Below are 26091 nucleotides of genomic sequence, written 5' to 3'. Positions count from 1 at the left end.
GGGTCTCGTGATCAGAAGGTGCACAGAAGAGACACCGGAGGCAAAAGGGTGCGAACCGTTGTGTAGGACTTGTCGATCACCCGTTATCCGATTTTGACATGGCTGGCCCCCCGAATGGGGCAGTCCGGATGGCAAGATGCGCAGACCGCACGAGGTCGCGGCGCACGAGGAAGTGTGCTGCGGCATTCGGCCGTGTATTGCGTGATTGCAGCGTTACCAGTCGGATATCCCCCCTCACCCGCAGGAGGACCAGCAATGACCGCAAGCACCACCCCCCGCCCGACCGCTGCCAGGAGTCGTTTGGCCGCGGCCGGCGCGATCGCGGTCGCCGGCACCCTGCTGCTGACCGGCTGTGGCGACCAGCGTGACAAGACGACCTCCGGCAACGGCGCCGCGAGCGCGAAGGGCTCCGACGCCCCCCTGTTCGGCAAGCTGCCGAAGAAGGTCCAGGACGCCGGCGTCCTGAAGGTGGGCTCCGACATCGCCTACCCGCCCGTCGAGTTCAAGAAGGACGGCAAGGTCGTCGGCATCGACCCCGACATCGCCGCCGCCATGGGCAAGGAACTCGGCGTGAAGGTCGACTTCCAGAACGGCACCTTCGACGCCCTGCTGACGGGCCTGCGCTCCAAGCGGTACGACATCGCCATGTCCGCGATGACCGATACCAAGGACCGCCAGGAAGGCATCGACCCCAAGACCAAGAAGAAGGTCGCCGAGGGCGTCGACTTCGTCGACTACTTCAACGCCGGTGTCTCGCTCTACACCAAGAAGGGCGACACCAAGGACATCAAGAGCTGGGAAGACCTCTGCGGCAAGAAGATCGCCGTACAGCGGGGCACCGTCTCGCACGACCTGGCCAAGTCCCAGTCCGAGAAGTGCGAGAAGGACGACAAGGACACGATCGCCATCGAGGCGTTCGACACCGACCTCGAGGCCCAGACCCGCCTGAAGGCCGGTGGCGTCGACGCCGTCTCCAGCGACTTCCCCGTCGCGGCCTACGCGGTGAAGACCTCCGGCGGCGGCAACGACTTCGAGTCGGTCGGCGAGCAGGTGGAGGCCGCCCCGTACGGCATCGCCGTCTCGAAGGAGAACACCCAGCTGAGGGACGCGCTCAAGGAAGCCCTTGAAGCGATCATCAAGAACGGTGCGTACGAGAAGGTCGTCAAGACCTGGGGCGTCGACGCCGGCGCCGTCAAGGAAGTCAAGATCAACGGCGGTTCCTGACCCGCTTGCCTCCCTGTCCCCCCTCGTACGGCAACGCTGAAAGGCATCATCCGTGACTGCTTCCCCCGACAAGCCCGACAAGCCGGAGCCCGAGTCCACTCCGGAGCCCGAGGTCGAGGCCGCGTCCACGCCGGAGCCCGAGTCCGAGACCGGGCCCGCGAAGAAGGCCGGGTCCGAGCCGGAGTCCGCTGACAAGGCCGCCTCCGAGCCGGAGCCGAAGCCGGAGTCCGACTCCGACTCCGACTCCGAGCCCGACTCCGAGCCCGAGTCTGCGAAGAAGGCCGCCGAGGCCAAGCCGGAACGCGAGGCCAAGGCCGAGCCTGAGGCCAAGCCCGAGTCCGAGCCCGCCGACAAGGCCGCCGCCGAGAAGGTCTCGACCGAGAAGGCCGCCGCCAAGAAGGACGCCGCCAAGAAGGTCTCCACCGAAAAGGCGGCCTCCAAGGCGGAGCCGGCGGACAAGCCGGCCCCGGCCAGGACCTCCGTCGCGCCCGAGGCGATCAAGGCGATCCCGGTCCGGCACTACGGACGGTGGGCCTCCGCCGTCGTCGTCCTGGCCCTGCTGGGCCTGCTGGTGAACGCCTTCGCCACGGCGAACGTCAACTACAGCGCCATCCCGGACTACCTCTTCGACTCCACGGTCCTCTCCGGCCTCGGCAAGACCGTCCTCATCTCGGTCCTCGCCATGGTGCTGGGCCTGGTCCTCGGCATCGTGCTGGCCGTTATGCGGCTGTCGAAGAACCCGGTGACCTCATCGGTCGCCTGGGGATACATCTGGTTCTTCCGGGGCACCCCGGTCTTCGTCCAGCTGCTGCTGTGGTTCAACCTCGCGCTGATCTTCCCGTACATCAACCTCGGCCCGATCTACCGGGACGAGATGAGCGACTTCATGACCCCCTTCATGGCCGCGCTGCTCGGCCTGGGGCTCAACGAGGCCGCGTACATGTCGGAGATCGTCCGCGCGGGCATCCAGTCGGTCGACGAAGGACAGACCGAGGCCTCGCACGCGCTGGGCATGAACCAGAGCAAGACGATGCGCCGGATCGTGCTGCCGCAGGCGATGCGCGTGATCGTGCCGCCGACCGGCAACGAGTTCATCAACATGCTCAAGACCTCGTCGCTGGCGGCGAGCGCGGCCCAGTACCTCGAGCTGCTGCGCTCCACGTCCGACATCGGACAGACCACCGGTGCGACAGTGGAGATGCTGTTCCTGGCCGCCACCTGGTACCTGATCCTGACCAGCGTCTTCAGCGTCGGCCAGTTCTACCTCGAGCGGCACTACGCCCGTGGCTCGCTGCGCAGCCTGCCGCTCACCCCGTGGCAGAAGGTCAAGAAGAACCTGTCCACCTTCAGCCACCGTTCCCCCGGAGGTGTCAGCGCATGACCGCGATGGTGAAGGCCGAGGGCGTCCACAAGTCCTACGGCGCGGTCCAGGTCCTCAAGGGCATCGACCTCGAGGTCGCCCCCCGGGAGGTGTTCTGCCTCATCGGCCCCTCCGGCTCCGGCAAGTCCACGTTCCTGCGGTGCATCAACCACCTCGAGCAGATCAACGCGGGCAAGCTGTACGTCGACGGCCAGCTGGTCGGCTACCGCCAGCAGGGCAACAAGCTGTACGAGCTCAAGGACAGCGAGGTGGCCCGCAACCGCCGGGACATCGGCATGGTGTTCCAGCGCTTCAACCTCTTCCCGCACATGACGGCGCTGGCCAACGTCATGGAGGCGCCGATCCAGGTCAAGGGCGAGACGAAGGCCGTGGCCCGGGAGCGGGCCCTGAAGCTGCTCGACCGCGTCGGCCTCGCCGACAAGGCCGGCAACTACCCCTCCCAGCTCTCCGGCGGCCAGCAGCAGCGCGTGGCCATCGCGCGGGCGCTGGCGATGGAGCCGAAGCTGATGCTCTTCGACGAGCCCACTTCGGCGCTCGACCCCGAGCTGGTGGGCGACGTCCTGGACGTCATGCGCGGCCTCGCCGAGGACGGCATGACGATGATCGTGGTCACCCACGAGATGGGCTTCGCCCGCGAGGTCGGCGACTCCGTGGTCTTCATGGACCAGGGCGTCGTCGTCGAGTCGGGCAACCCGCGCGACGTGCTCACGAACCCCCAGCACGAGCGCACGAAGTCCTTCCTGTCGAAGGTGCTCTGACCGGCACCGGCGCTCCACGGAAGCCCCGCGGCGCGGGGGTACGGCCTCACCGGCCGTGCCCCCGCGCCGTTCCGTTTGCAGCAAACCACCCCCGGTTTGTAATACCCTCGAAGGAGGAACGGGCATTACGGAACGGCCGCGTCCGACCGCTCTCCGCGACCACAGCCTCTGCATAAGGACCGACAGTGGAACTGGCCTCTTACTCGGACTTCGCCGTGCGGCTGGTCAACACCGAGCAGCCGGCCCGGGGCGTCGACACCCTCACCTCGCTGGAGGCGGCGCGCGAGCTCTTCGGCCCGGCGGCCCAGTCCGCCCGCCGGCTGACCGACGGCGACCTGACCCGGCTGCGGTCGGTGCGGGGCCGGCTGCGCGCGGTCTTCGAGGCGGCGGCCGAGGGCGACGAGGTACGGGCGGTGGACCTGCTCAACGCGCTGCTGATGGAGTTCCCGGTCAGCCCGCAGATCTCCGGGCACGAGTACCGCGACGAGGACGGCCGCCCCAAGTGGCACATGCACATCGCCGACCACGCCGCCAACGCCGGAGCCACCTACACCGCCACCGCGAGCATGGGTCTGGCCGTCCACCTCACCGAGTACGGCGTCGACCGCCTGGGCATCTGCCAGGCCACGCCCTGCCGCAACGCCTACCTGGACACCTCGACCAACCGCTCGCGGCGCTACTGCTCCGACCGCTGCGCCACCCGCGCCAACGTCGCGGCCTACCGCGCCCGCAAGCGCCTGGAGAGCGAGCGCCCGGGAGACGCGGCCGACGGGGCGGAGCGTACGGACCGTACGGCCGAGGCCGCCCAGGACAGCAGCGCCCCCGCCGACCGCTGACCCGCCCGCGGGGGCCGGCGCAGCCGCACCCAGGCCCGGGCCACCACGAACTCCTCCGGCACCGTCCCGAACTCCCGGCTGTCGTTCTCCACGAGTGGATTGTCGCCCGTCACCCACCAGCCGCCGTCGCGCCGCTCGACCGCGCGCTTGACGATCAGCAGGTCCTGGCGGAAGGGGTGCCGCAGGACCACCACGTCACCGGGGCGCACCACCGCCCCGTACCGCACGACGAGCTGGTCCCCGGGGTTCAGCGTCGGGACCATCGAGGGGTTGTAGACCTCGGCCAGCCCGATCCGCAGCAGTCCGCGGCGCTCGCGGTCCACCTCTTGCCCGCGTTCGTCCACTTGCTCCTGCACCACGGCACCTCCGCGTCCGTTCCTCCATCAGTCCCAGACTGACACTGGACTTTTGCCCTGGGCCCCCCGGGGCACTCGAGAAAAGCCTTCCCGCACCGAGTAATCTCGCACCTGAGAAGACGATCACGAGGAAGGACAGCTCATGCTTTCCCGCCTGTTCGCCCCCAAGGTGAAGGTCAGCGCCCACTGCGACCTGCCCTGCGGTGTGTACGACCCGGCCCAGGCCCGCATCGAAGCCGAGTCGGTCAAGGCCGTCCAGGAGAAGTACCTGGCAAACGAGGACCCCCACTTCCGCGCCCGCGCCACTGTCATCAAGGAGCAGCGCGCGGAGCTGGCCAAGCACCACGTCTCGGTGCTGTGGAGCGACTACTTCAAGCCTCCGCACTTCGAGAAGTACCCCCAGCTGCACCAGCTGGTCAACGACACCCTCAAGGCCCTGAGCACCGCGAAGGCCTCGACGGACCCGAAGACGGGCGAGAAGGCGCTGGAGCTCATCGCCGAGATCGACCGCATCTTCTGGGAGACGAAGAAGGCCTGACCGGCCTTCGTCCGGCTCTTGCCGAGGGCGCCCACCGACCTGTTCGGTGGGCGCCCTCGCGCGTGTCGGGGCCTCAGGCGGGGTTGATGTCCCGCTTCCTGACAAAAGTCATGCCGAGCTGCTGACGGTCCGCTCTGCCGCGCCATGGGGGCGGCGGGCGAGTCTGTAGGGGTCCGGGTACGGCGCCCGGACCGCGAAGACGGAGGACCCGACCATGCAGACGGCCACAGCCACCGAGGCTCCCACCACCACGGCCCCCGCGGCGCCCGGCGCCGGTGCCGGCACCACGCGGAGCCGGGCGCTGGCGGAGAGCCTGGCGCCGCTGGTCGTGGACGCCCTCATTCCGATGGCCGCGTACTACGTGCTCAGCGACGGCTTCGGCATGAGCACGCTGGCCGCGCTGGCCTGGAGCAGTGCGCTGCCCGCCGCGCGCACCCTCTGGGGGCTCGTCAGGAACCGGCGGCTCAATGGTCTGGCGGCGCTCATCCTCGTCGTCAACGCCGTGGGGCTCCTGCTGACCACGGTCACCGGCGACGTGCGGCTGATGCTCGCCAAGGAGAGTGTCGGCAGTGGTGTGGTCGGCCTGGTCGTGCTGGTCTCCGTCGCCGTCGGCCGTCCCCTGATGACGGCCGCTCTGCGGCCCTGGGTCACCAAGGGGGAGCCCGCCAAGCACGCCGCCTGGGACCGGCTCTCGCTCGCGTCCGGCCGCTTCCGCCGTGGCGAGCGGACGTTCTCGCTCGTGTGGGGTGCCGCCCTGCTGGGCGAGGCGGTCGCCCGGGTCGTGGGCGTCTACACCCTGCCCGTGGACACGATGGTGTGGCTGGGCAATGTGATCCTGGGCGTCGCCGTGCTGCTGGCCGTCTTCGTCGCGGGCGCCACGGCCGTCGACCCGATGGAGAAGATGGTCGCGGCGGAGACCGGGGGCCACAAGGGCTGAGGCCCGCCGCACGACGGGAAAGGTTCACGGCCGGTCACCCGCCCGTAAGCAGCGCTTTCCCGTCCGGCCACCGCCGGTCGTGAGCATGCCATGCATGACCGAAACGATCACTGCGCGCCGCGCGGCCGGCGTGGCCGTCGCCGCACTCGCCACCGTCTGCGCGACCACCGTCTCCGCCGGGGCGGCCGTCCCCCACGAGCCGGGCGCGCCCGCCACGGCCGCCGCGGCCGGCGGCCCGGCCGGTCTCAAGGGCGTCGACTACGCCACCTGGCAGCGGGACGTGAAGGCGGTCATCGACGAGGCCACGCCCTATGTCACCGAGCGCACCGCCACCGCGCGGGGCCGCAAACAGGCCATCGTCCTCGACATCGACAACAGCTCGCTGGAGACGGACTTCCACTGGGCGTCGATACCCACCCCCGCGATCAAGCCGGTCCTCGACCTGACCCGGTACGCCCACGCGCGCGGCGCGGCGGTCTTCTTCGTCACCGCCCGCCCCGGAATCCTCGACCCGGTCACCCAGTGGAACCTGCGCCGGGTCGGCTACCCCGTCAGCGGCCTGTACGTACGCCACCTCCCCGACCTCTTCCAGGACGTGGGCACGTACAAGACCGCCAAGCGGGCGGAGATCGAGGCACAGGGCTACACGATCATCGCCAACATCGGGAACAACACCACGGACCTGACCGGCGGGCACGCGGAGAGGACCTTCAAGCTGCCGGACTACGACGGCAAGCTGTCCTGACCGCGGCGGTGGCTCCTCTCAGTTCTGTCGTCGTGACCGGAAGCGCTCGAGCGCGACGATGCCCAGGGCCGCCAGCCCGATCTGGATGATCCACACCACCCAGAACAGGCCCTTGCGGTCGTACAGGCCCAGCGGATGGGCGAGCCACGCGCCCACGAACGCCGCCAGGAGACCGACCAGGACCGTCGCCAGCACCCCGATGTTCTGGCGCCCCGGAACGACCAGCCGGCCCAGGAGACCGATGATCGCTCCGATCACGATCGCACTGATAACTCCTGAGATTTCCATTCACTCCCCCTTGTGATCCCTTTGTGACCGATTCCTGTCGATAGAGCTGCCCAGCGCACGGTGGGTGCATGTCACACGGCCGGGCCGGCCGGCGGTGCCTAGACTGGGGCCTTCCCGGGCGCAGGGGCGCCCGACGGGGACGGGAGAGCGACAGTGACGGCAGGCGTCGGGAGCTTCGGAAGTTTCGAAGGGTCCTTCGACGACCCGAGCGACCCGTCGGCCGAGGTACTGGCCGAGGCGGCCGCCGCCTTCGGCCTGCTCGCCTCCTCCGCCCGGCTGCACCTGGTCTGGGCGCTGGCCCAGGGCGAGAGCGATGTGAGCGGGCTGGCCGAGCGGGTCGGCGGAGCGCTGCCCGCGATCAGCCAGCACCTGGCGAAGCTGAAGCTCGCGGGGCTGGTGCGCTCCCGGCGCGAGGGGCGCCGGGTGGTGTATCTGGTGGACGACCCCGACGTGGTGACGATCGTCCGGCTCATGGTCGGCCAGCTCGCCGACCGCAGGTCGGGGGCGGGCGTCAACGCCGGCGCGGGCGCCGGACGCCTCCGTGGCCTGGGCGCCTGAGGCCCGTACGGCCCCCGGCGAGGGCGGCGGCACCACGCTGGAGGTGCTGCGCGCCCTGGCGAGCGGACCCCGCGGGCTCGTCGAAGCGGAAGCGGAGGCCCGCCTCCTGCGTCATGGCGGGAACGTCTTCCCCGGGCACCGGCCGGTCTCCTGGCCGCGCCGCCTCGCCCGCGGCCTGCGCGACCCCTTCACCGCCGTCCTGCTCGGCCTCGGCGTCGTCTCCGCGGGGACGGCCGCCTGGGGTACGACCTGTGTGATCGCCGTCCTGGTCGCGGTCAGCTGCGCGCTGCGGGCCACGGGCGAGCACCGCGCCGACCGCTCGGCCGCGACGCTGCGCGACCTGGTCGCCGCGACGGCCACCGTGCGCCGCCGCGCGAGCGAGGACGCGCCACCGGCCACCCGTGAACTACCGGTCGCCGAGCTCGTACCGGGTGACGTCGTCCTGCTGGCCCCCGGCGACCTGGTCCCGGCGGACCTGCGGCTGCTGCGCACGACGGGGCTGACGGTGCACGAGTCCGCGCTGACGGGCGAGTCGGCGCCGGTCGCCAAGTCGGCACCCGACCGGGCGTCCGGCGACGGTCCCGGCGGCGACCGGCGCCACCTGTGCTTCCAGGGCAGCAGCGTCGCCTCCGGCACCGCGAGCGCGGTGGTCGTCGCCACCGGACGCCGCACGGTGCTCTCCGGCGCCCTCCCCGGGGCGCCACCCGGGAACGGGCGGCGCGGGCGGAGCACCGGCCCCTTCGAACGTTCCGTCAACGGCATCGCCTGGATGCTCATCCGGTTCATGCTGCTCATCGCGCCCGTCGTGCTGGTCGCCGACGCGCTCCTGCGCGGGCGCGGGCTGCAGACGCTGCCGTTCGCGGTGGCGGTGGCCGTCGGGCTGACGCCCGAGATGCTGCCGGTGATCGTGACGACCGCGCTCGCGCGCGGCGCCGCGCTGCTCGCCCGCGACGGCGAGGTGATCGTCAGACGGCTGCCCGCCCTGCACGACCTCGGCGCGGCGGACGTGCTGTGCGTGGACAAGACGGGCACGCTCACCGAGGACCGGCCGGTCCTCGCCCGTGCCGTCGACGGCGACGGCCACGAGGACCCCGCCGTGCTGCACTGGGCCGCCGTCAACGCCCTGTGGACGCTGCACCTCGCGGAACTGCCCGTACCGGACGCCCTCGACGACGCGCTCCTGGACGCGGACGCGACGGCGGGCGAGGAGTACGAAGGAGTCGACGCCCTCCCCTGCGGGCCTGGCCGCCGCCTGTCCACCGCCGTCGTACGGCGCCCGGGGGACGCCCGGTTCGCCCTCGCGCGGACCCACACCCTCGTGGTCAAGGGCGCCCCCGAGGACGTGCTCGAGCGCTGCGCCCTGGACCCGGCCGGGCGCGAGCGCCTCGCCCGGCGCGCCGCCGCGCTGGCCGGCGACGGGCTGCGCGTGCTGGCCGTCGCCCGCGCCGAACGGCCCGCGCGGGAGCGCCCGTACACCGACGCCGACGAGCACGATCTGACCTTCACCGGCTTCGTCGGCCTGAGCGACGCGCCCGCGCCCACCGCCGCCCGGGCCCTGACCGCCCTCGCCCGGCGCGGGGTGACAGTCAAGGTCCTCACCGGCGACCACCCCGGCACGGCCGCCCGGGTCTGCCGCGAGCTCGGCCTGGCGCCCGGCACGCCGGTCACCGCCGACCGCGTCGACGCGCTGGACGACGCCGCCCTGACCCGCCTGGCCGCCGGCACCACCGTCTTCGCCCGCTGCACCCCGGCCCACAAGGCCCGCATCGTGCGGGCGCTGCGCGCCGGCGGGCACACCACGGGCTTCCTGGGCGACGGCGTCAACGACCTGGCCGCCCTGCACGCCGCCGACGTCGGCGTCTGCCCCCGCGACGGGGTGGACGTGGCGCGCGAGGCGGCGGACGTGGTGCTGGCCTCGAAGGACCTCACCGCCCTGGACCGGGCGATCGTCACGGGCCGGCGGGCCACCGCCAACATCACCACGTACCTGCGGATCACGCTGTCGTCGAACTTCGGCAACGTCGTCGCCATGCTGGTGGCCGGGCTGATGCTGCCGTTCCTGCCGATGTTCCCGGCGCAGGTGCTGGTGCAGAACCTCTTCTTCGACGCCGCCCAGCTGGCCCTGGCCTTCGACCGGCCCGGCCCCGGCGCCGGTTCCCGCCCGGCGGTGCTGCGCCCGCGCGCCCTGCTCCGCTTCGTGACGGGGTTCGGGCTGCTGAACGCCGCGGCCGACCTCGCGACGTTCGCGGTGCTGCTGGGGGCGGCCGGGGAGGCGGCGTTCTCCGCCGGGTGGTTCACGGAGAATCTGCTGACGCAGGCGATGGTGATGCTGCTGCTGAGGTCGGGGCGGGTGCCGGGGCCGGTGGGCGTGGCGGTGGGGGGCCTGGCGGTGGCGGGCCTGCTGCTGCCGCTGTCCCCGCTGGGGGCGGCGCTGTCGATGTCGCCTCTGCCGCCGGCGTATTACGGGCTGCTGGGTGTGGTGCTGGGCCTGTACGGCGCGGCTCTGGCGGTGGCGCGGCGCCGTAACCGGGGGCTCAATGTGAGCCCGTCCGGCGATTGAGGACAAGAACCGGTGAAAGGGCGGGGCAGGGGCTCAATCCCCCCGGCTCACCAACCGCCACCCCCGAAGTCCCCGCCGCCACCGAAGTCGCCGCCACCCCCACCGTCCCCCCATCCCCCGCCCCCGAAGTCGTCGGAGTTGTAGTCGGCACCGGTGTAGTCACCCCCGTCCGGGCCACCGCCCTCCGGCGTCGCCGCGTACGCCGGCCCACTGAGCATGCCGCCCAGCATCGTGCCGACGAGCAACCCCGGCAGCAGGCCGCCGCCGAAGTAGCCGCCGGCCCACGGCCCGTAGGCGGGGCCGGCGTTCCAGTACGGCTGGGGGCCCTGGGCGGTCGGGACCTGGCGGGAGAGCGGCTCCTGGCCCTCCGCCAGGCGTGCGGCGTCCGCCGCGCAGGCGGGCACGGTGCGGACCGTGCCGCCGGGCGGGGCCCACTCCACGTCCTGGACCGAGGGCCCGTGGCGCGGGTCGAAGAAGCAGGCCGGCCGCCGCTCGGGCAGCGGGGCGCCGGAGCGGCGCGCCGCGAGGGTGGCGAGGGCGAACCGGCCCTCGTCCAGCGCCGCGGTGACGCCCGTGACCTCCTGCGGCCTGGCGGCCGCGGCCATCTTGGCCTTGGCCTCCTCATAGGCGTCCAGGGCGCGCTCGTAGTCCTGGCGCATCTCGTCGGTGGCGCCGGCCTCGGACGGGGAGAAGTCCAGCCGGTCCAGCTCCTCGCCGAAGGCGGTGATGTCCTCGTCCACGACCACGCGCAGCGTGTCCAGCTCGGCGCGCTCGCGCTCCTCGCGGCGGCGCTTGTTCCGCCGGTACAGGGCGTACGCGCCGGCGCCGCCCGCCACGACGACCGCACCGCCGGTGATCAGCCCGGCGGCCCCGATGCCCTCCGGCTCCACGCCGCCCCAGGAGCCGGGCGCATGGCCCTTGGCCACCTGGTCGGCCTGCTCGACGAAGCTGTTGAGCTGGGTCTTCGCGTCGCCGCCGGAGCGCTGGACGGAGCCGGTGAGGTTGCTGACGGCGTTGCGGGACATCACCGAGCGGTCGGCGGCCGCGTTGAAGGCGTCGCCGAGGTGGACGGCGTAGACGCCGGCGATGCCGACCTTGGTGCGCAGGTCCCGCAGGACCGTGGCCTTGGGGAAGTCGGGCGAGTTGGGGAGCACGGCCACGAAGACCGGCTTGTCCGCGTCCTTGATCTTCCTCGACAGGGCCTCGGCGTCGGCCGCGGGGAGCTGCGCGGAGACGGCGGGGTCGACGTAGACGGGGCCCTTGCGCAGGGCCTCGGCCGCGGCGTCGAGTCCGGCGACGGCGCGGACGCCGGCGTCCGCGCGCGCGTCGGTGTCGGCGTGTGCGGCGGTGGGGGCGAGGAACACCGCGCCCGACCAGGCCAGGAGCGCGAGGATCAGGGCCGGCACGGGCCGGGGCAGCCCCCGGCGAACGGCGATGGCGGACATGGTGTCGCTCCTTGGGCTCCTGGGGAAGGGCCTGCTCATTGCTCTCACTGCGCACTCACTGTTCACTGTGCACCTACCACGGAAACGGACCAAACAGGCATATGGGTTCCCTCCCCCGACTCGCCCCCTTTCCTTGCCGGTCGACCGGCAAATCAGCTGCTGTCACGCCTCAGCCGTACGAGAGGTTGGCGCAGGGGTCGTCGTCCGCCGACCGGGCGCCCCTCACCACGTCCGAGGACAGCGTTCCGGGCGGTTGCGCCGACGCGGACGGCGCGGGCGAGGGCGGGGCCGGGGGCGCCGCGGCGTAGTCACGGCCGAGGGTGACGGAGATCCCGTCGGCGGCGGCGCCCCGTACGTACGCGCCGGGGAAGAGGCGGGCCAGCGTCCGCGCGTGCCCCGCCTCGCCCGGGCCGAACTCGATCACGGTGCTCGCCGTGCCGCCCGTACGGGCCGTCGTGGTGCCGGTGACCTCGTAACCGCGCTCCTCGAGCGAGGCGGCGGCCCGGGCGGCGAGCCCGGTGACGTCGGTGCCGTTGCGGACGGAGACCTTCACCCCATCACCGGAGACGGGCTCCGGGGAGGGGGAGGGCGCGGCCGGCCGGCCGCCGGTGCCGCCCTTGCCCGCGTCCTTGCCGTCGACGGTGCGGTCGGCCCTGAGCGAGGCCCACAGCGCGTCGGCGTCGGGCTGGACGATCGCGACGCGGTTGCCGTCGTAACGCCAGGGCAGGGTCACGAACTTCATGTCGTGCAGGTCGATGTCCTTGAGCGACATCGCGAACGAGAGCATCTTGCCCGCCGACCCGAGCCCGGGGTCCACCGTCATCGACTTCGTGGCCGCGTCCGCGAGCGGCAGCAGCGTGGTGGGGTCGAAGCCCTGCGACCGCACCTTCTTGATCATGGCGGAGAGGAACGCCTGCTGCCGCTGGATGCGCCCGATGTCCGAGCCGTCGCCGATCCCGTGCCGCACGCGGACGTAGTCCAGCGCCTTCTGGCCCGAGATGCTCTGCCGCCCCTTGGGGAAGAGGAGTTCACCGCGCGTGCCCAGGTTGGGGTTGAGGTCGCCCCGGTAGACGTCCTTCGGTACGCACACGTCGACGCCGCCGACGGCGGAGGTCATCGCGGAGAAGCCCGCGAAGTCCACGACGACCGTGTGGTCCACGCGCAGACCGGTGAGTCTCTCGACGGTGTTCTGCGTGCAGGCCGGGTTCCCCTTGGGCGATTCGCCCACCGAGAAGGCCGAGTTGAACATCACGTGCTGCCGCTCGGCGGTCCAACTGCCGTCGGGCAGCCTGCACGGCGGGATGTCCACCAGCGTGTCCCTGGGGATCGACACGGCGACGGCGTGCTCGCGGTCGCCGTAGACGTGCAGCAGGAAGGCGGTGTCCGAGCGGCCGACGTCGCCGTCCCCGCCGCCGAGGCCGCTGTTCTCGCCGGCGCGTGAATCGGAGCCGATGACCAGGACGTTCTGCCCGGCGGCGCTCGCGCCGGGGCGGTTCTTGGACAGGCCGCCGGCGTCGAAGGTGTCGATGTTGCCGTTGAGCTTCAGGTACAGCCACCCCGCGCCGGCGGCCAGCAGCACCAGGAACGACACCGCCACGACGCCGGCGATCCGTATCCGGCGCCGCGTGAACGTGCCGGGCTTGCCTCGCCTGCCTGTCATATCCGCGCCCTCATCCGCTCCCCCGGTCCGTGCCGTGTCGCCGGGTTAGACGGGCTGCCACGCACTTTGGTTGTCCAGTTGCGCAATCTAGCAAGTATGGTGAGGGCAGTCGTTACGGCATCAAGTTCACGCGTCAGATGAGAGGTGGTGGGGCGGCCGTGCTGCGCAATGCCCTGGAACCCTGGCACATCCTCGTGGTCGTCCTCGTCGTGGTCGTCCTGTTCGGGTCGAGGAAACTGCCCGACACCGCCCGCGCCCTGGGCAAGTCGATGCGCATCCTCAGGAGCGAGGCGAGGGCCATGAAGGACGACGACCCGGGGGCACCGGCGCCGGCGCCCAACAGCCCCGTCGACAGCGGCCGGTGACCTCCACGTCACCTGGACGTCCCCTGCGGTACACCCACCCCTGGTGAGCTTCCTCCGGCCGGGCACTCCGCCCCGGTCCAGCTAGGAGGAATCGACCATGGCTTCTCGTCCGTACCGCCGCCGTCTCGCCTGGGGCGCGGCCGCGCTGCTCGCCGCCGGCGTCGCAGTGCCCGCGGCGGCCGCCGCGTCCGAGGACGGCGGCCGGCCGGACGTCGCGGGCCACGGCCCCAAGAAGGCCAAGAACGTCATCCTGCTCATCGGCGACGGCATGGGCGACTCGGAGATAACCCTGGCCCGCGACTACACCGTGGGCGCGGCCGGCCGGCTCAACATGGACAAGTTCCCGATGACGGGCTCGTACACCACGTACGCCGTCGACAAGGACGGCAAGCCGGACTACGTCACCGACTCCGCCGCCAGCGCCACCGGCTGGGCGACCGGGCACAAGACCGTCAACGGCCGGCTCTCCAAGACCCCCGGCACCGACAAGGCGGTGACCACGATCCTGGAGCTCGCCCAGAAGAAGGGCCTGGCCACGGGCAGCGTCACCACCGCCGAGCTCACCGACGCCACGCCGGCCGCCCTCGCCTCGCACGCCACCGACCGCAGCTGCCAGGGCCCGGCCGACATGAAGGCCTGCCCGAACGACACCGTCGCCAAGGGCGGCCCGGGCTCGATCGCCGAGCAGAGCGTGAACCACAAGGTGGACGTGTTGCTGGGCGGCGGCAAGGACCGCTTCGACCAGAAGATCACCGAGGGCCCCTACCGGGGGCTGACCGTCACCCAGCAGGCCGAGAAGCTGGGCTACGCGGTCGTGACCGACGCCAAGGGCCTGGGGGCCGCCAAGCCCGGCAAGCCCGTGCTCGGCCTCTTCGCCCCCGGCAACGTGCCCGTCGAGTGGACCGGCAAGGCCGCGGCCGTCGGCGGCACCGCCGCCCAGCGCTGTGTGACGAGCAACCCCGAGCGCAAGGCCGGCACCCCCGCCCTGGAGGAGCAGACCCGCAAGGCGCTGGCGCTCCTGGACACCCCCAAGGCCAAGAAGAATGGTTTCTTCCTGCAGGTGGAGGGGGCCTCGATCGACAAGCGCGACCACGCCGCCGACCCGTGCGGCCAGATCGGCGAGACCGCCGCGTTCGACCGCGCCGTGAAGGTCGCCCGGGACTACGCCGCCAAGCACCCCGACACCCTGGTCGTCACCACCGCCGACCACGGCCACACCAGCCAGATCGTGCCGCTGGAGGCCAACCCGCCCGGCCTGTCCGCCACGCTGGTCACCGACGAGGGCCGGCCGCTGAAGGTCAACTACTCCTCCAACACCCCGGGCAAGGCCCAGGAGCACACCGGCACCCAGGTCCGCATCGCCGCCCAGGGCCCGCAGGCCCACCGCGTCCTCGGCGTCACCGACCAGACCGAGCTCTTCACCACCCTGCGCACGGCGCTGTCGCTGCGCTGATCCACGGGTCCGCGGACACCCCACGAGCAGGGGCCCGGTCGCTTGCGGCGGCCGGGCCCCTGCCGATTGCGCCAGTTATCCCGCCGGAACATTGGTGGATCACACACCCGGCTCACGGGCGCGCAGCGTCAAGACTGAGAGGTCCCCGTCACTCGCCCGCAGGAGGACCGCCGATGTCCGGGTCTCGCGTTCTGGCCCTCGGCCACTACCAGCCCGCCAGGGTGCTCACCAACGACGAGCTCGCCACCATGGTCGACACCAGCGACGAGTGGATCCGCTCCCGCGTGGGCATCCGCACCCGCCGGATCGCCGAGCCCGACGAGACCGTCGCCTCCATGGCCACCGAGGCCGCCGCCAAGGCCCTGGCGAACAGCGGGCTCGCCCCCGCCGACATCGACCTCGTCCTCGTGGCCACCTGCACGGCCGTCGACCGCAGCCCCAACACGGCCGCGCGCGTCGCCGCCGCGCTGGGCCTGCCGTCCCCGGCCGTCATGGACGTCAACGTCGTCTGCGCCGGCTTCACCCACGCCCTCGCCTCCGCCGACCACGCCATCCGCGCCGGGTCGGCCAGGAACGCCCTGGTCGTCGGCGTGGAGAAGTTCACCGACGTCGCCGACTGGACCGACCGCACCACCTGTGTCCTGGTCGGCGACGGCGCGGGCGCGGCGGTGATCACGGCGTCGGCGGAGCCGGAGATCGGCCCGGTCGTCTGGGGCTCGGTGCCCGGGATGGGACACGCCGTGCGGATCGAGGGCACCCCCTCGCGCTTCGCCCAGGAGGGCCAGTCCGTCTACCGCTGGGCCACGACCCAGCTGCCGCCGATCGCCCGCACCGTCTGCGAGCGCGCCGGGGTGCGGCCGGAGGACCTGGCGGCGGTCGTCCTGCACCAGGCGAACCTCCGCATCATCGAGCCGGTGGCGCGGAAGCTGGGGGCGACGAACGCGATCGTCGCCAGTGACGTGACGGAGTCGGGCAACACCTCGGCCGCCAGCATCCCGCTCGCCCTGTCGAAGCTGGTCGCCTCCGGCAAGGTCGAGCCGGGCGCGCCGATCCTGCTCTTCGGCTTCGGCGGCAACCTGTCGTACGCGGGCCAGGTCATCCGCTGCCCGTAGCGGACGGGCGGCGGGCACCGCTCAGAAGACCGACCACCCCGTCAGCGTCGTGAAGTGGTCCAGCGCCGCCACGCCCGCCACGGAGTTGCCGCGCGAGTCCAGGCCCGGGCTCCATACGCACAGCGTGCATCGTCCCGGTATCACCGCGACGATGCCGCCGCCCACGCCGCTCTTGCCCGGCAGCCCCACCCGGTAGGCGAAGTCCCCGGCCGCGTCGTACGTACCGCACGTCAGCATGACCGCGTTGATCTGCTTGGCCTCGCGGCGCGGCAGCAGCCGCGTGCCGTCGGTGCGCAGGCCGTGGCGGGCCAGGAAGCCGCTCGCCAGGGCGAGGTCGCGGCAGCTCATCTCGATCGAGCACTGCCAGAAGTAGTGCTCGAGCACGGTCGGCACGGGGTTGTCGAGGTTGCCGTAGCTGGCCATGAAGTGGGCGAGCGCGGCGTTGCGGTCGCCGTGCTCGGACTCGGACTTGGCGACGGACGCGTCGAAGGAGACCTCCGGGTTGCCGCTCTCGGCCCGCAGGAACTCCAGCATCGTGGTGCTGGCGTCGCCGGTCAGCGTCTGCAGCCGGTCGGTCACCACCAGCGCGCCCGCGTTGATGAACGGATTGCGCGGAATGCCGTGCTCGTACTCCAGCTGGACGAGCGAGTTGAAGGGGTTGCCGGACGGCTCGGTCCCCACCCGGTCCCAGATGCGGTCGCCGCCCTCGGCCAGGACGAGCGCGAGGCTGAACGCCTTGGAGATGGACTGCACCGAGAACGGCTGCTCCCAGTCCCCCACGCCGTACACGCCGCCGTCGATGTCGGCGACGGCCATCCCGAAGCGGGTGGTGTCCACCTCGGCCAGGGCCGGGATGTAGTCGGCCACCTGGCCGCGGCCGATCAGCGGACGGGCGAAGGCGGCGACCTCTTCGAGTACGGCCTGGTAGTCCACTGCTGCTCTGCGCTTTCCTCGCTTCGTCGCCGGCTTCGTTGCCGGCCGGGCAAGAGTACAAAATGGACCGTGTGACCAGCGACAATCCCCCCGGTGCGGCCGGCCTCGACGCTCTGCGGCCCCGGCTGCCCTCCCCGCTGGAGGAGCTGCGGGACGAGCGGTTCGCGCGGCGCGGCCTGCGCCTGCTGCTCAAGCGGGACGATCTGATACATCCGGATCTGCCGGGCAACAAGTGGCGCAAGCTGGCGCTGAACCTCGACGAGGCCGCCGCGTCCGGCCGGCGCACGCTGCTCACGTTCGGCGGCGCGTACTCCAACCACCTGCGGGCCACGGCGGCGGCCGGCCGGCTGCTGGGCTTCGCCACCGTGGGCGTCGTGCGCGGCGACGAGCTGGCCGACCGACCGCTCAACCCCTCACTGCGGCAGTGCGCGGCGGACGGCATGCGGCTGCGCTTCGTCGACCGGGCCACCTACCGCCGCAAGGCGGAGCCGGAGGTGCTGGCCTCGCTCGTGGAGGAGGACTGCTTCGTCATCCCCGAGGGCGGCAGCAACGCGGCCGCGGCACGCGGCTGCGCCACGCTGGGGCAGGAGCTGCGCGGCGTGGCGGACGTGGTCGGCGTGGCCTGCGGTACGGGCGGCACGCTGGCCGGGCTGGCGGCGGGGCTGGCCGCGGGGCAGCGGGCGATCGGCTTCCCCGTGCTCAAGGGCGGCTTCCTTGGCGGTGAGATCGAGCGGCTGCAGCACGAGGCGTTCGGCGGCCGGCGCGGCGACTGGTCGCTGGACGAGCGCTTCCACTGCGGCGGCTACGCCAGGAGCTCCCAGGAGCTGGAGGAGTTCGCGGCGGACTTCGAGACCCGGCACGGGCCGCGGCTGGAGCGGCTGTACGTGGCGAAGATGCTGTACGGCCTGACGACGCTGGCGCGGGAGGGGGCGTTCGCGCCGGGCACGACGGTGGCGGCCGTGATCACGGGCGCGGCCGACCCCCTCACCCACTAGCTCCCGGCCGGCCCGCCTCCCCCTCCCGGTACGCCGCGGCCTCCTCCAGGTCCAGCCGGCGCAGCAGCGTGCGCAGCAGTTCGTCGTCGATGCGGCGGGCGTCCCGCAGCGCCACGAAGACCTCGCGCTCGGCGCCGATCACCTCCCGGGCCAGGCGGCGGTAGGTGTCGTCCACCGATTCGCCCGTCCTTGCGTCGACCGCGCCCAGCCGTTCCCACACCGCGTTGCGGCGCCGTTCGAGCACGGCGCGCAGGCGGTCGGCGAGCGGTGGGGGCAGGGCGTTGCGCTCGTCCGCCAGCAGTTCTTCGAGGCGGGCCTCGGCGGCCTCGGAGGCCTCGCTCTGGGCCTGGGCCTCGGCGAGGGTGATCGCGCCGGGGTCGCGGTCGGGCAGCCGGAGCCGGCGGATGAGCGGGGGCAGGGTGAGGCCCTGGACGACGAGGGTGCCGATGACGGAACTGAAGGTGAGGAAGAGGATCAGGTTGCGGGCGGGGAAGGGGGAGCCGTCGTCCGTGGTGACGGGGATGGAGAAGGCGATGGCGAGGGAGACGACGCCCCGCATGCCGGCCCAGCCGACGATGACGGGCGCCTTCCACGTGGTGTCCGGCTCGCGCTCGCGGATGCGGGCGGACAGGGCGCGCGGCAGGAACGTGGCGGGGAAGACCCACAGGTAGCGGGCGGCGACGACCGCGACGAAGAGGACGACGGCGTACCACAGGGCCTCGCCGAGCCCGTAGTCCCCGAGGTCGCGCAGCACCACGGGCAGCTGAAGGCCGATCAGGGCGAAGACCGCGGATTCCAGGATGAAGGCGACCATCCTCCACACGGCCGCCTCCTGCAGGCGGGTGGCGAAGTCGACCTGCCAGGCGCGGTGGCCCAGGTAGAGGGCGACGACCACGACGGCGAGCACCCCGGAGGCGTGGACCTGTTCGGCGGCGGCGTAGGCGACGAAGGGGATGAGGAGGGAGAGGGTGTTCTGCAGCAGCGGCTCCCGCAGGTGCTTGCGCAGCCAGTGGATCGGCACCATGAGGACCAGGCCGACGCCGATGCCGCCGAGCGCCGCGACGGCGAACGCGGCGATGCCCTCCGCCCAGGTCGCGCCCGCGCCGACGGCCGCGGCGAGGGCGACCCGGTAGGCGGTGATGGCGGTCGCGTCGTTCACCAGGGACTCGCCCTGGAGGATGGTGGTGATCCGCGAGGGCAGCCCGAGGCGGCGGGCGATGGCGGTGGCGGCCACGGCGTCGGGCGGTGCGACGACCGCCCCGAGCACCAGGGCCGCGGCGGGCGGAAGCCCGGGCACCAGGCGGGAGGCGACGTATCCGACGGCGAGGGTCGCGAAGAGGACGTAGCCGACGGAGAGCAGCGCCACCGGCCGCACGTTGGCGCGGAGGTCGAGGTAGGAGCTGTCGAGCGCGGCGGTGTGCAGCAGGGGCGGCAGCAGCAGCGGCAGGACGACGTCCGGGTCGAGGGCGTAGTCCGGCACGCCCGGCACGTACGCGGCGAGCAGCCCGGCGGCCACCAGCAGCAGCGGCGCCGGCACGGGCGTGCGGCGGGCGGCGCCGGCGATGGCCGCGCCGCCCGCGACCAGGATCAGCAGTGGCATGACGTCCATGGGTCCCCGCCTTCTCTCCCGTCCTCAGGCATGCGCTCTAACCTGGCAATCATGATCGAGTGTTCTCATCTTCCGCTGCTGCCGCGCCCCGAACCGCGGCCGTCGGCCGCCACGTGTCCCGAGTGCGAGGCGGCGGGCAGCCACCCGGTGCAGCTGCGGATGTGCCTGGAGTGCGGGCACGTGGGCTGCTGCGACTCCTCGCCGTACCGCCATGCGACGGGGCACTTCGAGGAGACGGGCCACGCGGTGATGCGCAGCTTCGAGCCGGGGCAGACCTGGCGCTGGTGCTACGTGGACAAGCACATCGTCTGAGCGCGGCCCGTCGCGGAGCCCGGGCGCTGTCACAGGCGCCCGCTAGCATGCACGCATGATCCGAGCCGCGACGCCCGCCGATGTCCCCGTCCTCCACGCGATGATCCGCGAACTGGCGGAATACGAACGGGCGCTGGAGGAGGCCAGGGCGAGTGAGGAACAGCTGCGCGACGCGCTGTTCGGGCCGCACCCCGCGGTCTTCGCGCTGATAGCGGAGAGTGACGACGCCGCGGACGGCGGGGCCGTCGCGGGCCCCGAGGTCGTCGGCTTCGCGCTGTGGTTCCGCAACTTCTCGACGTGGACGGGCACGCACGGTGTCTACCTCGAAGACCTCTACGTCCGGCCGCAGTCGCGCGGCGGCGGCCACGGCAAGGCGCTCCTGGCGGAGCTCGCCCGGATCTGCGTGGAGCGGGGCTACGAGCGTTTCGAATGGTCAGTGCTGGACTGGAACGCACCCTCGATCGCGTTCTACAAGGCGCTGGGCGCCGAGTCGATGGACGAGTGGACCGTGCGACGGTTGTCGGGAGAACCGCTCCGGGCCCTTGCGGCGCTCGCGCAGAGTGACGAAAATCCCAACAGGCCGACTTCTCTTTCGATTTGAGACCGCAAGACCCTAGCCACTGTCCGTACTCATGTGCTTACCATGAGTGACAGTCGTGGGCCTGCGGCGCGGAACCGCAGATCGCGATAGCGTCTCAGCCGGACCATGTGCCGCACCGGCCCGCTCACCTTCAGCCGAAGGCCGCGGGACCGGCGCTCCCGACAGCTCAATGAGCTTGTGCCACCTTGGAGGTGAGGGTGTCCCCAATCGCAGGCGAGCCTGGGACGACCCAGGACTTCGTGGAAGTCCGGCTGCCCGCTGCGGGTGCCTACCTGTCGGTGCTGCGGACGGCGACTGCCGGCCTCGCGGCCCGCTTGGACTTCACCCTCGACGAGATCGAGGACTTGCGCATCGCCGTCGACGAGGCGTGCGCGATCCTGCTGCAACAGGCCGTTCCCGGCTCCGTGCTCAGCTGCGTCTTCCGCCTCGTGGGCGACGCGCTGCGGGTGACGGTCTCGGCACCCACCACGGACGGCCGCGCCCCCGAGCGCGACACCTTCGCCTGGACGGTGCTCTCCGCCCTGGCAGGTGAGGTCGACTCCACCGTCGCGGACGACCGTACGGTCAGCATCAGCCTGCACAAGAAGCGCGGCGCCGGCCCCGGGCAGCCGTGACGGAAGAGGGGGCTCCGTGAGTACTGCGTCATCGCGGGGAGTGCGCACCCCGGCCATCCCGCAGCAGCCTGCCCGGCCGCATCCGGAGGACCTCGATCCGGACCAGGCTCCGGACCCGTCCGGTCCGGAGCCGGACCAGGCGAGCGACCCATCAGAGCGGGCGGACCACATGGATCAGCACCGGCACCAGCGGCGGCACCAGCACGCCGATCCGCACGACCGCAGCGGCGCCCGGGCCCTGTTCATCGAGCTGCGGGAGCTGCCGGACGGTTCACCGGAACGCGCCGAGCTGCGCAATCACCTGGTGCGGATGCACCTGCCGCTGGTGGAGCACCTGGCGCGGCGGTTCCGCAACCGCGGTGAGCCGCTGGACGACCTGACCCAGGTCGCCACCATCGGTCTGATCAAGTCCGTGGACCGCTTCGACCCGGACCGCGGGGTGGAGTTCTCCACGTACGCGACGCCCACGGTCGTCGGCGAGATCAAGCGGCACTTCCGCGACAAGGGCTGGGCGGTGCGGGTGCCGCGCCGGCTGCAGGAGCTGCGGCTGGCCCTGACGACCGCCACGGCCGAGCTGTCGCAGCGGCACGGCCGCGCCCCCACGGTGCACGAGCTCGCCGAGCACCTGGGCATCTCCGAGGAGGAGGTGCTGGAGGGGCTGGAGTCGGCCAACGCGTACAGCACGCTCTCGCTGGACGTGCCGGACACCGACGACGAGTCCCCGGCGGTCGCGGACACCCTGGGCGCCGAGGACGAGGCGCTGGAGGGCGTGGAGTACCGCGAGTCCCTCAAGCCGCTGCTGGAGGACCTGCCGCCGCGCGAGAAGAAGATCCTGCTGCTGCGCTTCTTCGGCAACATGACCCAGTCGCAGATCGCCCAGGAGGTGGGCATCTCCCAGATGCACGTCTCCCGGCTGCTGGCCCGTACGCTCGCCCAGCTGCGGGACCGGCTGCTCATCGAGGAGTAGCCGGGCCGCCCGTCAGCTCTCGCGCGGTCCGATGCCGAGCGCCTCGGTCGCCGTGGGGTTCACCAGCAGTACGAGGGTGGCCACGGCGACCAGCGCGATCGCCACGGCCGCCGCGACGAGCGCACCGCCGCCGTTGAAGAGCGTCCAGGCCACCGGCAGCGCCATGATCTGCGTGATCATGGCGGGGCCGCGGCTCCAGCGGCGGCGCAGCCACAGCCCGCGCGCCGCGATCAGCGGCAGCGCGGCCAGCGCGAGCACCGTCAGCCCGCCCATCTCCGCCTGCTGCGGGCTGTCGGGCCGGCCCAGCAGGCCCATGATCAGGAGATAGACGCCCGAGGCCGCCAGCGCCAGCCCCTCCAGGGCGGTGAGCGCGGCGGCGGCCGTCAGCCGGGCCGGCCGGGGGCCGGCGGGCTCCGGGGCGGGCTCGGAGGCGGCGCGCTTCGGGGCGCCCTGCCGGGCACCCTTCCGGGCGGTGTTCGACGCGAACTGCTTGCTGCTCACTCCTGCAGGGTATCGGTACGAAAACGTCGGGTGGGGGTACCTCCCGTGCCGTTCGGGCCGTGGGGGCCGGGCCTGGGATGGGTCGTGTACCGACAGGTAGGTAGGCTGGCGCGCATGCGTGCGCTTCTCGTGGTCAATCCTTCGGCCACCACCACCAGTGCCCGTACTCGCGATGTCCTGGCGCACGCGCTGGCCAGCGACCTCAAGCTGGACGTCGCCACGACGGAGTACCGCGGCCACGCGCGGGACCTCGCGCGGCGGGCCGCCGAGAGCGGGAACATCGAGCTCGTGGTCGCCCTCGGCGGCGACGGCACGGTCAACGAGGTGGTCAACGGCCTGCTGCACGCCGGCCCCGACCCCGAGGGCCTGCCGCGCCTGGCCGTGGTGCCCGGTGGCTCCACCAATGTCTTCGCCCGCGCCCTGGGCCTGCCCAACGACGTCGTGGAGGCCACCGGCGCGCTGCTGGACGCCGTGCGGGACGGCTCCGAGCGCACGGTCGGCCTGGGCCTGGCGGCCGGCACCCCGGGCACGGAGGACGAGGGCGTGCCGGAGCGCTGGTTCACCTTCTGCGCGGGATTCGGCTTCGACGCGGGGGTCGTCGGCCGGGTGGAGCAGCAGCGGGAGAGCGGCAAGCGTTCGACGCACTCCCTGTATGTGCGACAGGCGATGCGCCAGTTCTTCGGAGAAACGAACCGCCGGAACGGCTCGATCACCCTCGAACGGCCGGGCGAGGAGCCACTCGACAATCTCGTCATGTCGATAATCTGCAACACCGCGCCGTGGACCTATCTGGGCAACCGGCCCGTCTACGCGGCGCCCGAGGCGTCCTTCGACACCGCCCTTGACGTGCTGGGATTCACCAAGCTGTCGACGCTGACGGCGACCCGCTACGCCACCCAGCTGCTGAGGTCGACCCCGGAGCGGGGTCCGCAGGGCAAACACGCTGTGTCACTGCATGACCAGACCTCCTTCACCTTGCATTCGCAGGCTCCCCTGCCGTTCCAGATGGACGGTGACCACCTCGGACTGCGGACGAGCGTGACGTTCACAGGCGTACGCCGTGCACTGCGTGTGATTGTGTGAGTGCTAGGGCCTAAAGTCCTTCCACTCGAACGTTTAGACTGGATTCCACCCCCTGGAATGACGGCTGTGACCTAGTCGACACCGAGGAATCAAAAAAAACTTTCCGGAAGGGGTTGTATCCGTCGCCGAGGTTTGCGAGTCTCTTCATGGCGATCGGGACAGCCCGGCATCAAGGCTTCCCGGATAGCCCACGAACCCCCTCCTTCACTCTCTGGACCACATCCAGCCCTGCCTGGGCGTCGGCCCTTCCCTTGCGGGGGGATTCGTGAAAGCGTTCACATTCACAAGCCACGTAGCCGTCACACGAGGAGATGGAGCAGCCATGGACTGGCGTCACAACGCCGTTTGCCGCGAGGAAGACCCCGAGCTCTTCTTCCCCATCGGCAACACCGGTCCTGCGCTGCTGCAGATCGAGGAAGCCAAGGCCGTCTGCCGCCGCTGCCCCGTCATGGAGCAGTGCCTGCAGTGGGCGCTCGAGTCCGGCCAGGACTCCGGCGTCTGGGGTGGCCTCAGCGAGGACGAGCGCCGCGCGATGAAGCGTCGCGCCGCCCGTAACCGGGCGCGCAACGCGACCGCCTGACGACGCCCCTCGGCCCCCGAGCCGCAGCGCGCAGTACCCCCCGATGCGCAAGCGATGCGCTGAGCATCGCGCCGTGAAGCTTTGAGCCCCGGACCTCCTCGATGAGGTCCGGGGCTCAGTGCTGTGCGGGGGGCGGAAGCCGGCGTTACGGCTTCTCCGCCCGTACGGGAATGTCGAGCACCACACGCGTTCCCTGCCCGGAAGCGGGCACCATGTCGAACTTTCCGCCCAACTCCCCCTCGACCAGGGTCCGTACGATCTGCAGCCCGAGGTTGCCCGCGCGATGCGGGTCGAAGCCCTCGGGCAGTCCACGGCCGTCGTCCTGCACGGAGATCAGCAGCCGGGCGTCCTTGCGGGTGCCGCCGCGCACCGCGGTGACCTCGACCGTGCCCTGCTCCCCCGGCCCGAAGCCGTGCTCGAGGGCGTTCTGCAGCAGCTCGGTCAGCACCATCGACAAGGGGGTTGCGACCTCGGCGTCGAGTATTCCGAAGCGTCCCGTGCGCCGGGCGGCGACCCGGCCCGGGGAGATCTCGGCGACCATGGCGAGCACCCGGTCGGCGATCTCGTCGAATTCCACCCGTTCGTCGAGGTTCTGCGACAGCGTCTCGTGGACGATCGCAATGGACCCGACCCGGCGGACCGCCTCCTCCAGCGCCTCGCGGCCCTCGGGCGAGCCGATGCGGCGGGCCTGGAGCCGCAGCAGGGCGGCGACGGTCTGGAGATTGTTCTTCACCCGGTGGTGGATCTCCCGGATGGTCGCGTCCTTGGTGATCAACTCGCGCTCGCGACGTCTCAGTTCGGTTACATCGCGCAGGAGTACGAGCGAACCGATATGGCTGCCCTTGGGTTTGAGCGGGATCGCCCTCAGATGAATGACCCCGTCGTTCGCCTCGACCTCGAACTCGCGCGGCGCCCAGCCGCTCGCGAGCTTGGCCAGCCCCTCGTCGACCGGGGTGCGCGAGGGCGCCAACTGAGCGGTGGTCTCGCCCAGATGATGCCCCACAAGGTCGGCGGCCAGGCCGAGCCGGTGATAGGCGGAGAGCGCGTTGGGGCTGGCGTACTGGACGACGCCGTCGGCGTCGAGCCTGATCAGGCCGTCGCCGGCGCGCGGCGAGGCGTCCATGTCGACTTGTTGACCGGGGAAGGGGAAGGCGCCGACGGCGATCATCTGCGCGAGGTCGGAGGCGCTCTGCAGATAGGTGAGCTCCAGCCGGCTGGGCGTGCGGACCGTCAGCAGGTTCGTATTCCGCGCGATGACTCCCAGAACCCGTCCTTCCCGGCGCACCGGGATGGACTCCACCCGGACGGGCACCTCCTCGCGCCACTCCGGGTCGCCCTCGCGCACGATCCGGCCCTCGTCGAGGGCGGCGTCGAGCATGGGGCGCCGGCCGCGCGGCACGAGGTGGCCGACCATGTCGTCCTGGTAGGAGGTGGGGCCGGTGTTGGGCCGCATCTGGGCGACCGACACATAGCGGGTGCCGTCGAGCGTGGGCACCCACAGGACCAGGTCGGCGAAGGAGAGGTCGGAGAGCAGCTGCCACTCCGAGACCAGCAGATGCAGCCACTCCAGATCGGAGTCGTCGAGTGCGGTGTGCTGGCGTACGAGGTCGTTCATGGAGGGCACGGCTGTGAGCCTACCCGCGGCGGCGGCTCCTGGGGATTTTCCGCCGCCCGGTGCCG

General features: G+C 71.9%; 27 protein-coding genes. 19 read left to right on the top strand and 8 right to left on the bottom strand.

All coding sequences use genetic code 11. The features are described from left to right. The first annotated feature begins 255 nt into the window (after positions 1-255). The 4 genes from ACIGXW_RS10870 to ACIGXW_RS10855 all read left to right on the top strand — a co-directional run bounded on the left by ACIGXW_RS10870 (position 256) and on the right by ACIGXW_RS10855 (position 4199). On the top strand, positions 256-1224 hold the full coding sequence (locus ACIGXW_RS10870; protein WP_399572027.1) for an ABC transporter substrate-binding protein: 969 nt from the start codon (positions 256-258) through the stop codon (positions 1222-1224). Positions 1225-1720: 496 nt separating this feature from the next. Next, positions 1721-2605 (top strand): amino acid ABC transporter permease, encoded by an 885-nt coding sequence (locus ACIGXW_RS10865; RefSeq protein WP_071962420.1) that lies wholly within the window; start codon positions 1721-1723, stop codon positions 2603-2605. After that, positions 2602-3363, top strand: coding sequence for an amino acid ABC transporter ATP-binding protein (locus ACIGXW_RS10860; protein WP_399572025.1), 762 nt, complete (start codon positions 2602-2604; stop codon positions 3361-3363). The genes ACIGXW_RS10865 and ACIGXW_RS10860 overlap by 4 nt, the downstream gene beginning before the upstream one ends. Before the next feature lie 185 nt (positions 3364-3548). Further along, positions 3549-4199 carry a CGNR zinc finger domain-containing protein gene (locus ACIGXW_RS10855; RefSeq protein ID WP_399572022.1) on the top strand — a complete coding sequence of 217 codons (651 nt, stop codon included), beginning with the start codon at positions 3549-3551 and terminating at the stop codon, positions 4197-4199. Here ACIGXW_RS10855 and sodX read toward each other — a convergent pair. Beyond that, on the bottom strand, positions 4082-4555 hold the full coding sequence (gene sodX / locus ACIGXW_RS10850) for a nickel-type superoxide dismutase maturation protease (RefSeq protein WP_071962422.1): 474 nt from the start codon (positions 4553-4555) through the stop codon (positions 4082-4084). The two genes, ACIGXW_RS10855 and sodX, sit on opposite strands and share 118 nt — an antisense overlap. A 142-nt stretch (positions 4556-4697) precedes the next feature. On the opposite strand from sodX, the gene sodN reads away from it, so the two are divergent. The 3 genes from sodN (at position 4698) to ACIGXW_RS10835 (ending at position 6775) form a co-directional block, all read left to right on the top strand. After that, positions 4698-5093: a superoxide dismutase, Ni gene (gene sodN, locus ACIGXW_RS10845; RefSeq protein ID WP_071962366.1), complete on the top strand. Its 396-nt coding sequence runs from the start codon at positions 4698-4700 to the stop codon at positions 5091-5093. Positions 5094-5307: 214 nt separating this feature from the next. Beyond that, complete coding sequence (locus tag ACIGXW_RS10840) at positions 5308-6030, top strand: VC0807 family protein (protein ID WP_399572018.1); 723 nt, start codon at positions 5308-5310, stop codon at positions 6028-6030. 94 nt (positions 6031-6124) lie between these two features. Continuing rightward, the gene (locus ACIGXW_RS10835; RefSeq protein WP_399572016.1) at positions 6125-6775 is read left to right on the top strand and encodes an HAD family acid phosphatase; all 651 of its coding nucleotides are present in this window, start codon (positions 6125-6127) and stop codon (positions 6773-6775) included. A gap of 18 nt (positions 6776-6793) precedes the next feature. Here ACIGXW_RS10835 and ACIGXW_RS10830 read toward each other — a convergent pair whose 3' ends face one another. After that, complete coding sequence (locus ACIGXW_RS10830; protein ID WP_360906902.1) at positions 6794-7063, bottom strand: GlsB/YeaQ/YmgE family stress response membrane protein; 270 nt, start codon at positions 7061-7063, stop codon at positions 6794-6796. Positions 7064-7216: 153 nt separating this feature from the next. On the opposite strand from ACIGXW_RS10830, the gene ACIGXW_RS10825 reads away from it, so the two are divergent. Together ACIGXW_RS10825 and mgtA are read left to right on the top strand one after the other, a co-directional pair. Continuing rightward, complete coding sequence (locus ACIGXW_RS10825; RefSeq protein WP_399572013.1) at positions 7217-7621, top strand: ArsR/SmtB family transcription factor; 405 nt, start codon at positions 7217-7219, stop codon at positions 7619-7621. Then, positions 7605-10181 carry a magnesium-translocating P-type ATPase gene (gene mgtA, locus ACIGXW_RS10820; protein WP_399572010.1) on the top strand — a complete coding sequence of 859 codons (2577 nt, stop codon included), beginning with the start codon at positions 7605-7607 and terminating at the stop codon, positions 10179-10181. Before ACIGXW_RS10825 ends, mgtA begins: the two co-directional genes overlap by 17 nt. 47 nt (positions 10182-10228) lie before the next feature. Here mgtA and ACIGXW_RS10815 read toward each other — a convergent pair whose 3' ends face one another. Together ACIGXW_RS10815 and ACIGXW_RS10810 are read right to left on the bottom strand one after the other, a co-directional pair. Further along, on the bottom strand, positions 10229-11626 hold the full coding sequence (locus tag ACIGXW_RS10815) for a hypothetical protein (RefSeq protein WP_399572007.1): 1398 nt from the start codon (positions 11624-11626) through the stop codon (positions 10229-10231). 169 nt (positions 11627-11795) lie between these two features. Further along, positions 11796-13286, bottom strand: coding sequence for an LCP family protein (locus ACIGXW_RS10810; protein WP_399572004.1), 1491 nt, complete (start codon positions 13284-13286; stop codon positions 11796-11798). Between the two features lie 158 nt (positions 13287-13444). On the opposite strand from ACIGXW_RS10810, the gene tatA reads away from it, so the two are divergent. The 3 genes from tatA (at position 13445) to ACIGXW_RS10795 (ending at position 16216) form a co-directional block, all read left to right on the top strand. Then, positions 13445-13651, top strand: a complete 207-nt coding sequence (gene tatA, locus ACIGXW_RS10805; RefSeq protein ID WP_399572002.1) for a Sec-independent protein translocase subunit TatA — start codon at positions 13445-13447, stop codon at positions 13649-13651. A 97-nt stretch (positions 13652-13748) separates the two neighbouring features. After that, a complete protein-coding gene (locus ACIGXW_RS10800; protein ID WP_399571999.1) occupies positions 13749-15104 on the top strand; it encodes an alkaline phosphatase in 1356 nt (451 codons plus the stop codon). A gap of 173 nt (positions 15105-15277) precedes the next feature. Continuing rightward, positions 15278-16216 (top strand): beta-ketoacyl-ACP synthase III, encoded by a 939-nt coding sequence (locus tag ACIGXW_RS10795; protein WP_071962372.1) that lies wholly within the window; start codon positions 15278-15280, stop codon positions 16214-16216. Positions 16217-16237: 21 nt separating this feature from the next. On the opposite strand, the gene ACIGXW_RS10790 is transcribed toward ACIGXW_RS10795, so the two are convergent. After that, entirely contained in the window at positions 16238-17149 is a 912-nt protein-coding gene (locus ACIGXW_RS10790) for a glutaminase (RefSeq protein WP_071962373.1), read from the bottom strand. Positions 17150-17211: 62 nt separating this feature from the next. Here ACIGXW_RS10790 and ACIGXW_RS10785 point away from each other — a divergent pair, with 62 nt between their 5' ends. Next, positions 17212-18144, top strand: a complete 933-nt coding sequence (locus ACIGXW_RS10785) for a 1-aminocyclopropane-1-carboxylate deaminase/D-cysteine desulfhydrase (protein ID WP_399571996.1) — start codon at positions 17212-17214, stop codon at positions 18142-18144. On the opposite strand, the gene ACIGXW_RS10780 is transcribed toward ACIGXW_RS10785, so the two are convergent. After that, complete coding sequence (locus tag ACIGXW_RS10780; RefSeq protein WP_399571993.1) at positions 18134-19753, bottom strand: Na+/H+ antiporter; 1620 nt, start codon at positions 19751-19753, stop codon at positions 18134-18136. The two genes, ACIGXW_RS10785 and ACIGXW_RS10780, sit on opposite strands and share 11 nt — an antisense overlap. 51 nt (positions 19754-19804) lie before the next feature. On the opposite strand from ACIGXW_RS10780, the gene ACIGXW_RS10775 reads away from it, so the two are divergent. From ACIGXW_RS10775 to ACIGXW_RS10760, 4 genes are all read left to right on the top strand, one after another. Further along, positions 19805-20065, top strand: a complete 261-nt coding sequence (locus ACIGXW_RS10775; protein ID WP_071962376.1) for a UBP-type zinc finger domain-containing protein — start codon at positions 19805-19807, stop codon at positions 20063-20065. 55 nt (positions 20066-20120) lie between these two features. Next, a complete protein-coding gene (locus ACIGXW_RS10770) occupies positions 20121-20666 on the top strand; it encodes a GNAT family N-acetyltransferase (protein WP_399571991.1) in 546 nt (181 codons plus the stop codon). Between the two features lie 197 nt (positions 20667-20863). After that, positions 20864-21280 (top strand): anti-sigma regulatory factor, encoded by a 417-nt coding sequence (locus ACIGXW_RS10765; protein ID WP_071962378.1) that lies wholly within the window; start codon positions 20864-20866, stop codon positions 21278-21280. 16 nt (positions 21281-21296) lie between these two features. Further along, on the top strand, positions 21297-22247 hold the full coding sequence (locus ACIGXW_RS10760) for an RNA polymerase sigma factor SigF (RefSeq protein WP_071962379.1): 951 nt from the start codon (positions 21297-21299) through the stop codon (positions 22245-22247). A gap of 12 nt (positions 22248-22259) precedes the next feature. On the opposite strand, the gene ACIGXW_RS10755 is transcribed toward ACIGXW_RS10760, so the two are convergent. After that, positions 22260-22748 carry a hypothetical protein gene (locus tag ACIGXW_RS10755; protein WP_399571988.1) on the bottom strand — a complete coding sequence of 163 codons (489 nt, stop codon included), beginning with the start codon at positions 22746-22748 and terminating at the stop codon, positions 22260-22262. A 114-nt stretch (positions 22749-22862) separates the two neighbouring features. Between ACIGXW_RS10755 and ACIGXW_RS10750 the strand changes: the two genes are divergently transcribed. Then, entirely contained in the window at positions 22863-23831 is a 969-nt protein-coding gene (locus ACIGXW_RS10750; protein ID WP_360906878.1) for a diacylglycerol kinase family protein, read from the top strand. A gap of 322 nt (positions 23832-24153) precedes the next feature. Next, positions 24154-24411, top strand: a complete 258-nt coding sequence (locus ACIGXW_RS10745; protein ID WP_004937597.1) for a WhiB family transcriptional regulator — start codon at positions 24154-24156, stop codon at positions 24409-24411. Between the two features lie 145 nt (positions 24412-24556). On the opposite strand, the gene ACIGXW_RS10740 is transcribed toward ACIGXW_RS10745, so the two are convergent. Further along, positions 24557-26026 (bottom strand): PAS domain-containing sensor histidine kinase, encoded by a 1470-nt coding sequence (locus tag ACIGXW_RS10740; protein WP_071962424.1) that lies wholly within the window; start codon positions 26024-26026, stop codon positions 24557-24559. Positions 26027-26091 lie beyond the last annotated feature (65 nt).

The sequence above is a fragment of the Streptomyces sp. NPDC053079 genome (assembly GCF_044546695.1).
In the GTDB taxonomy this organism is placed as follows: domain Bacteria; phylum Actinomycetota; class Actinomycetes; order Streptomycetales; family Streptomycetaceae; genus Streptomyces.
The sequence above is the reverse complement of the archived record's forward strand: the minus strand, read 5'-3'. Positions and strand labels throughout refer to the sequence as shown.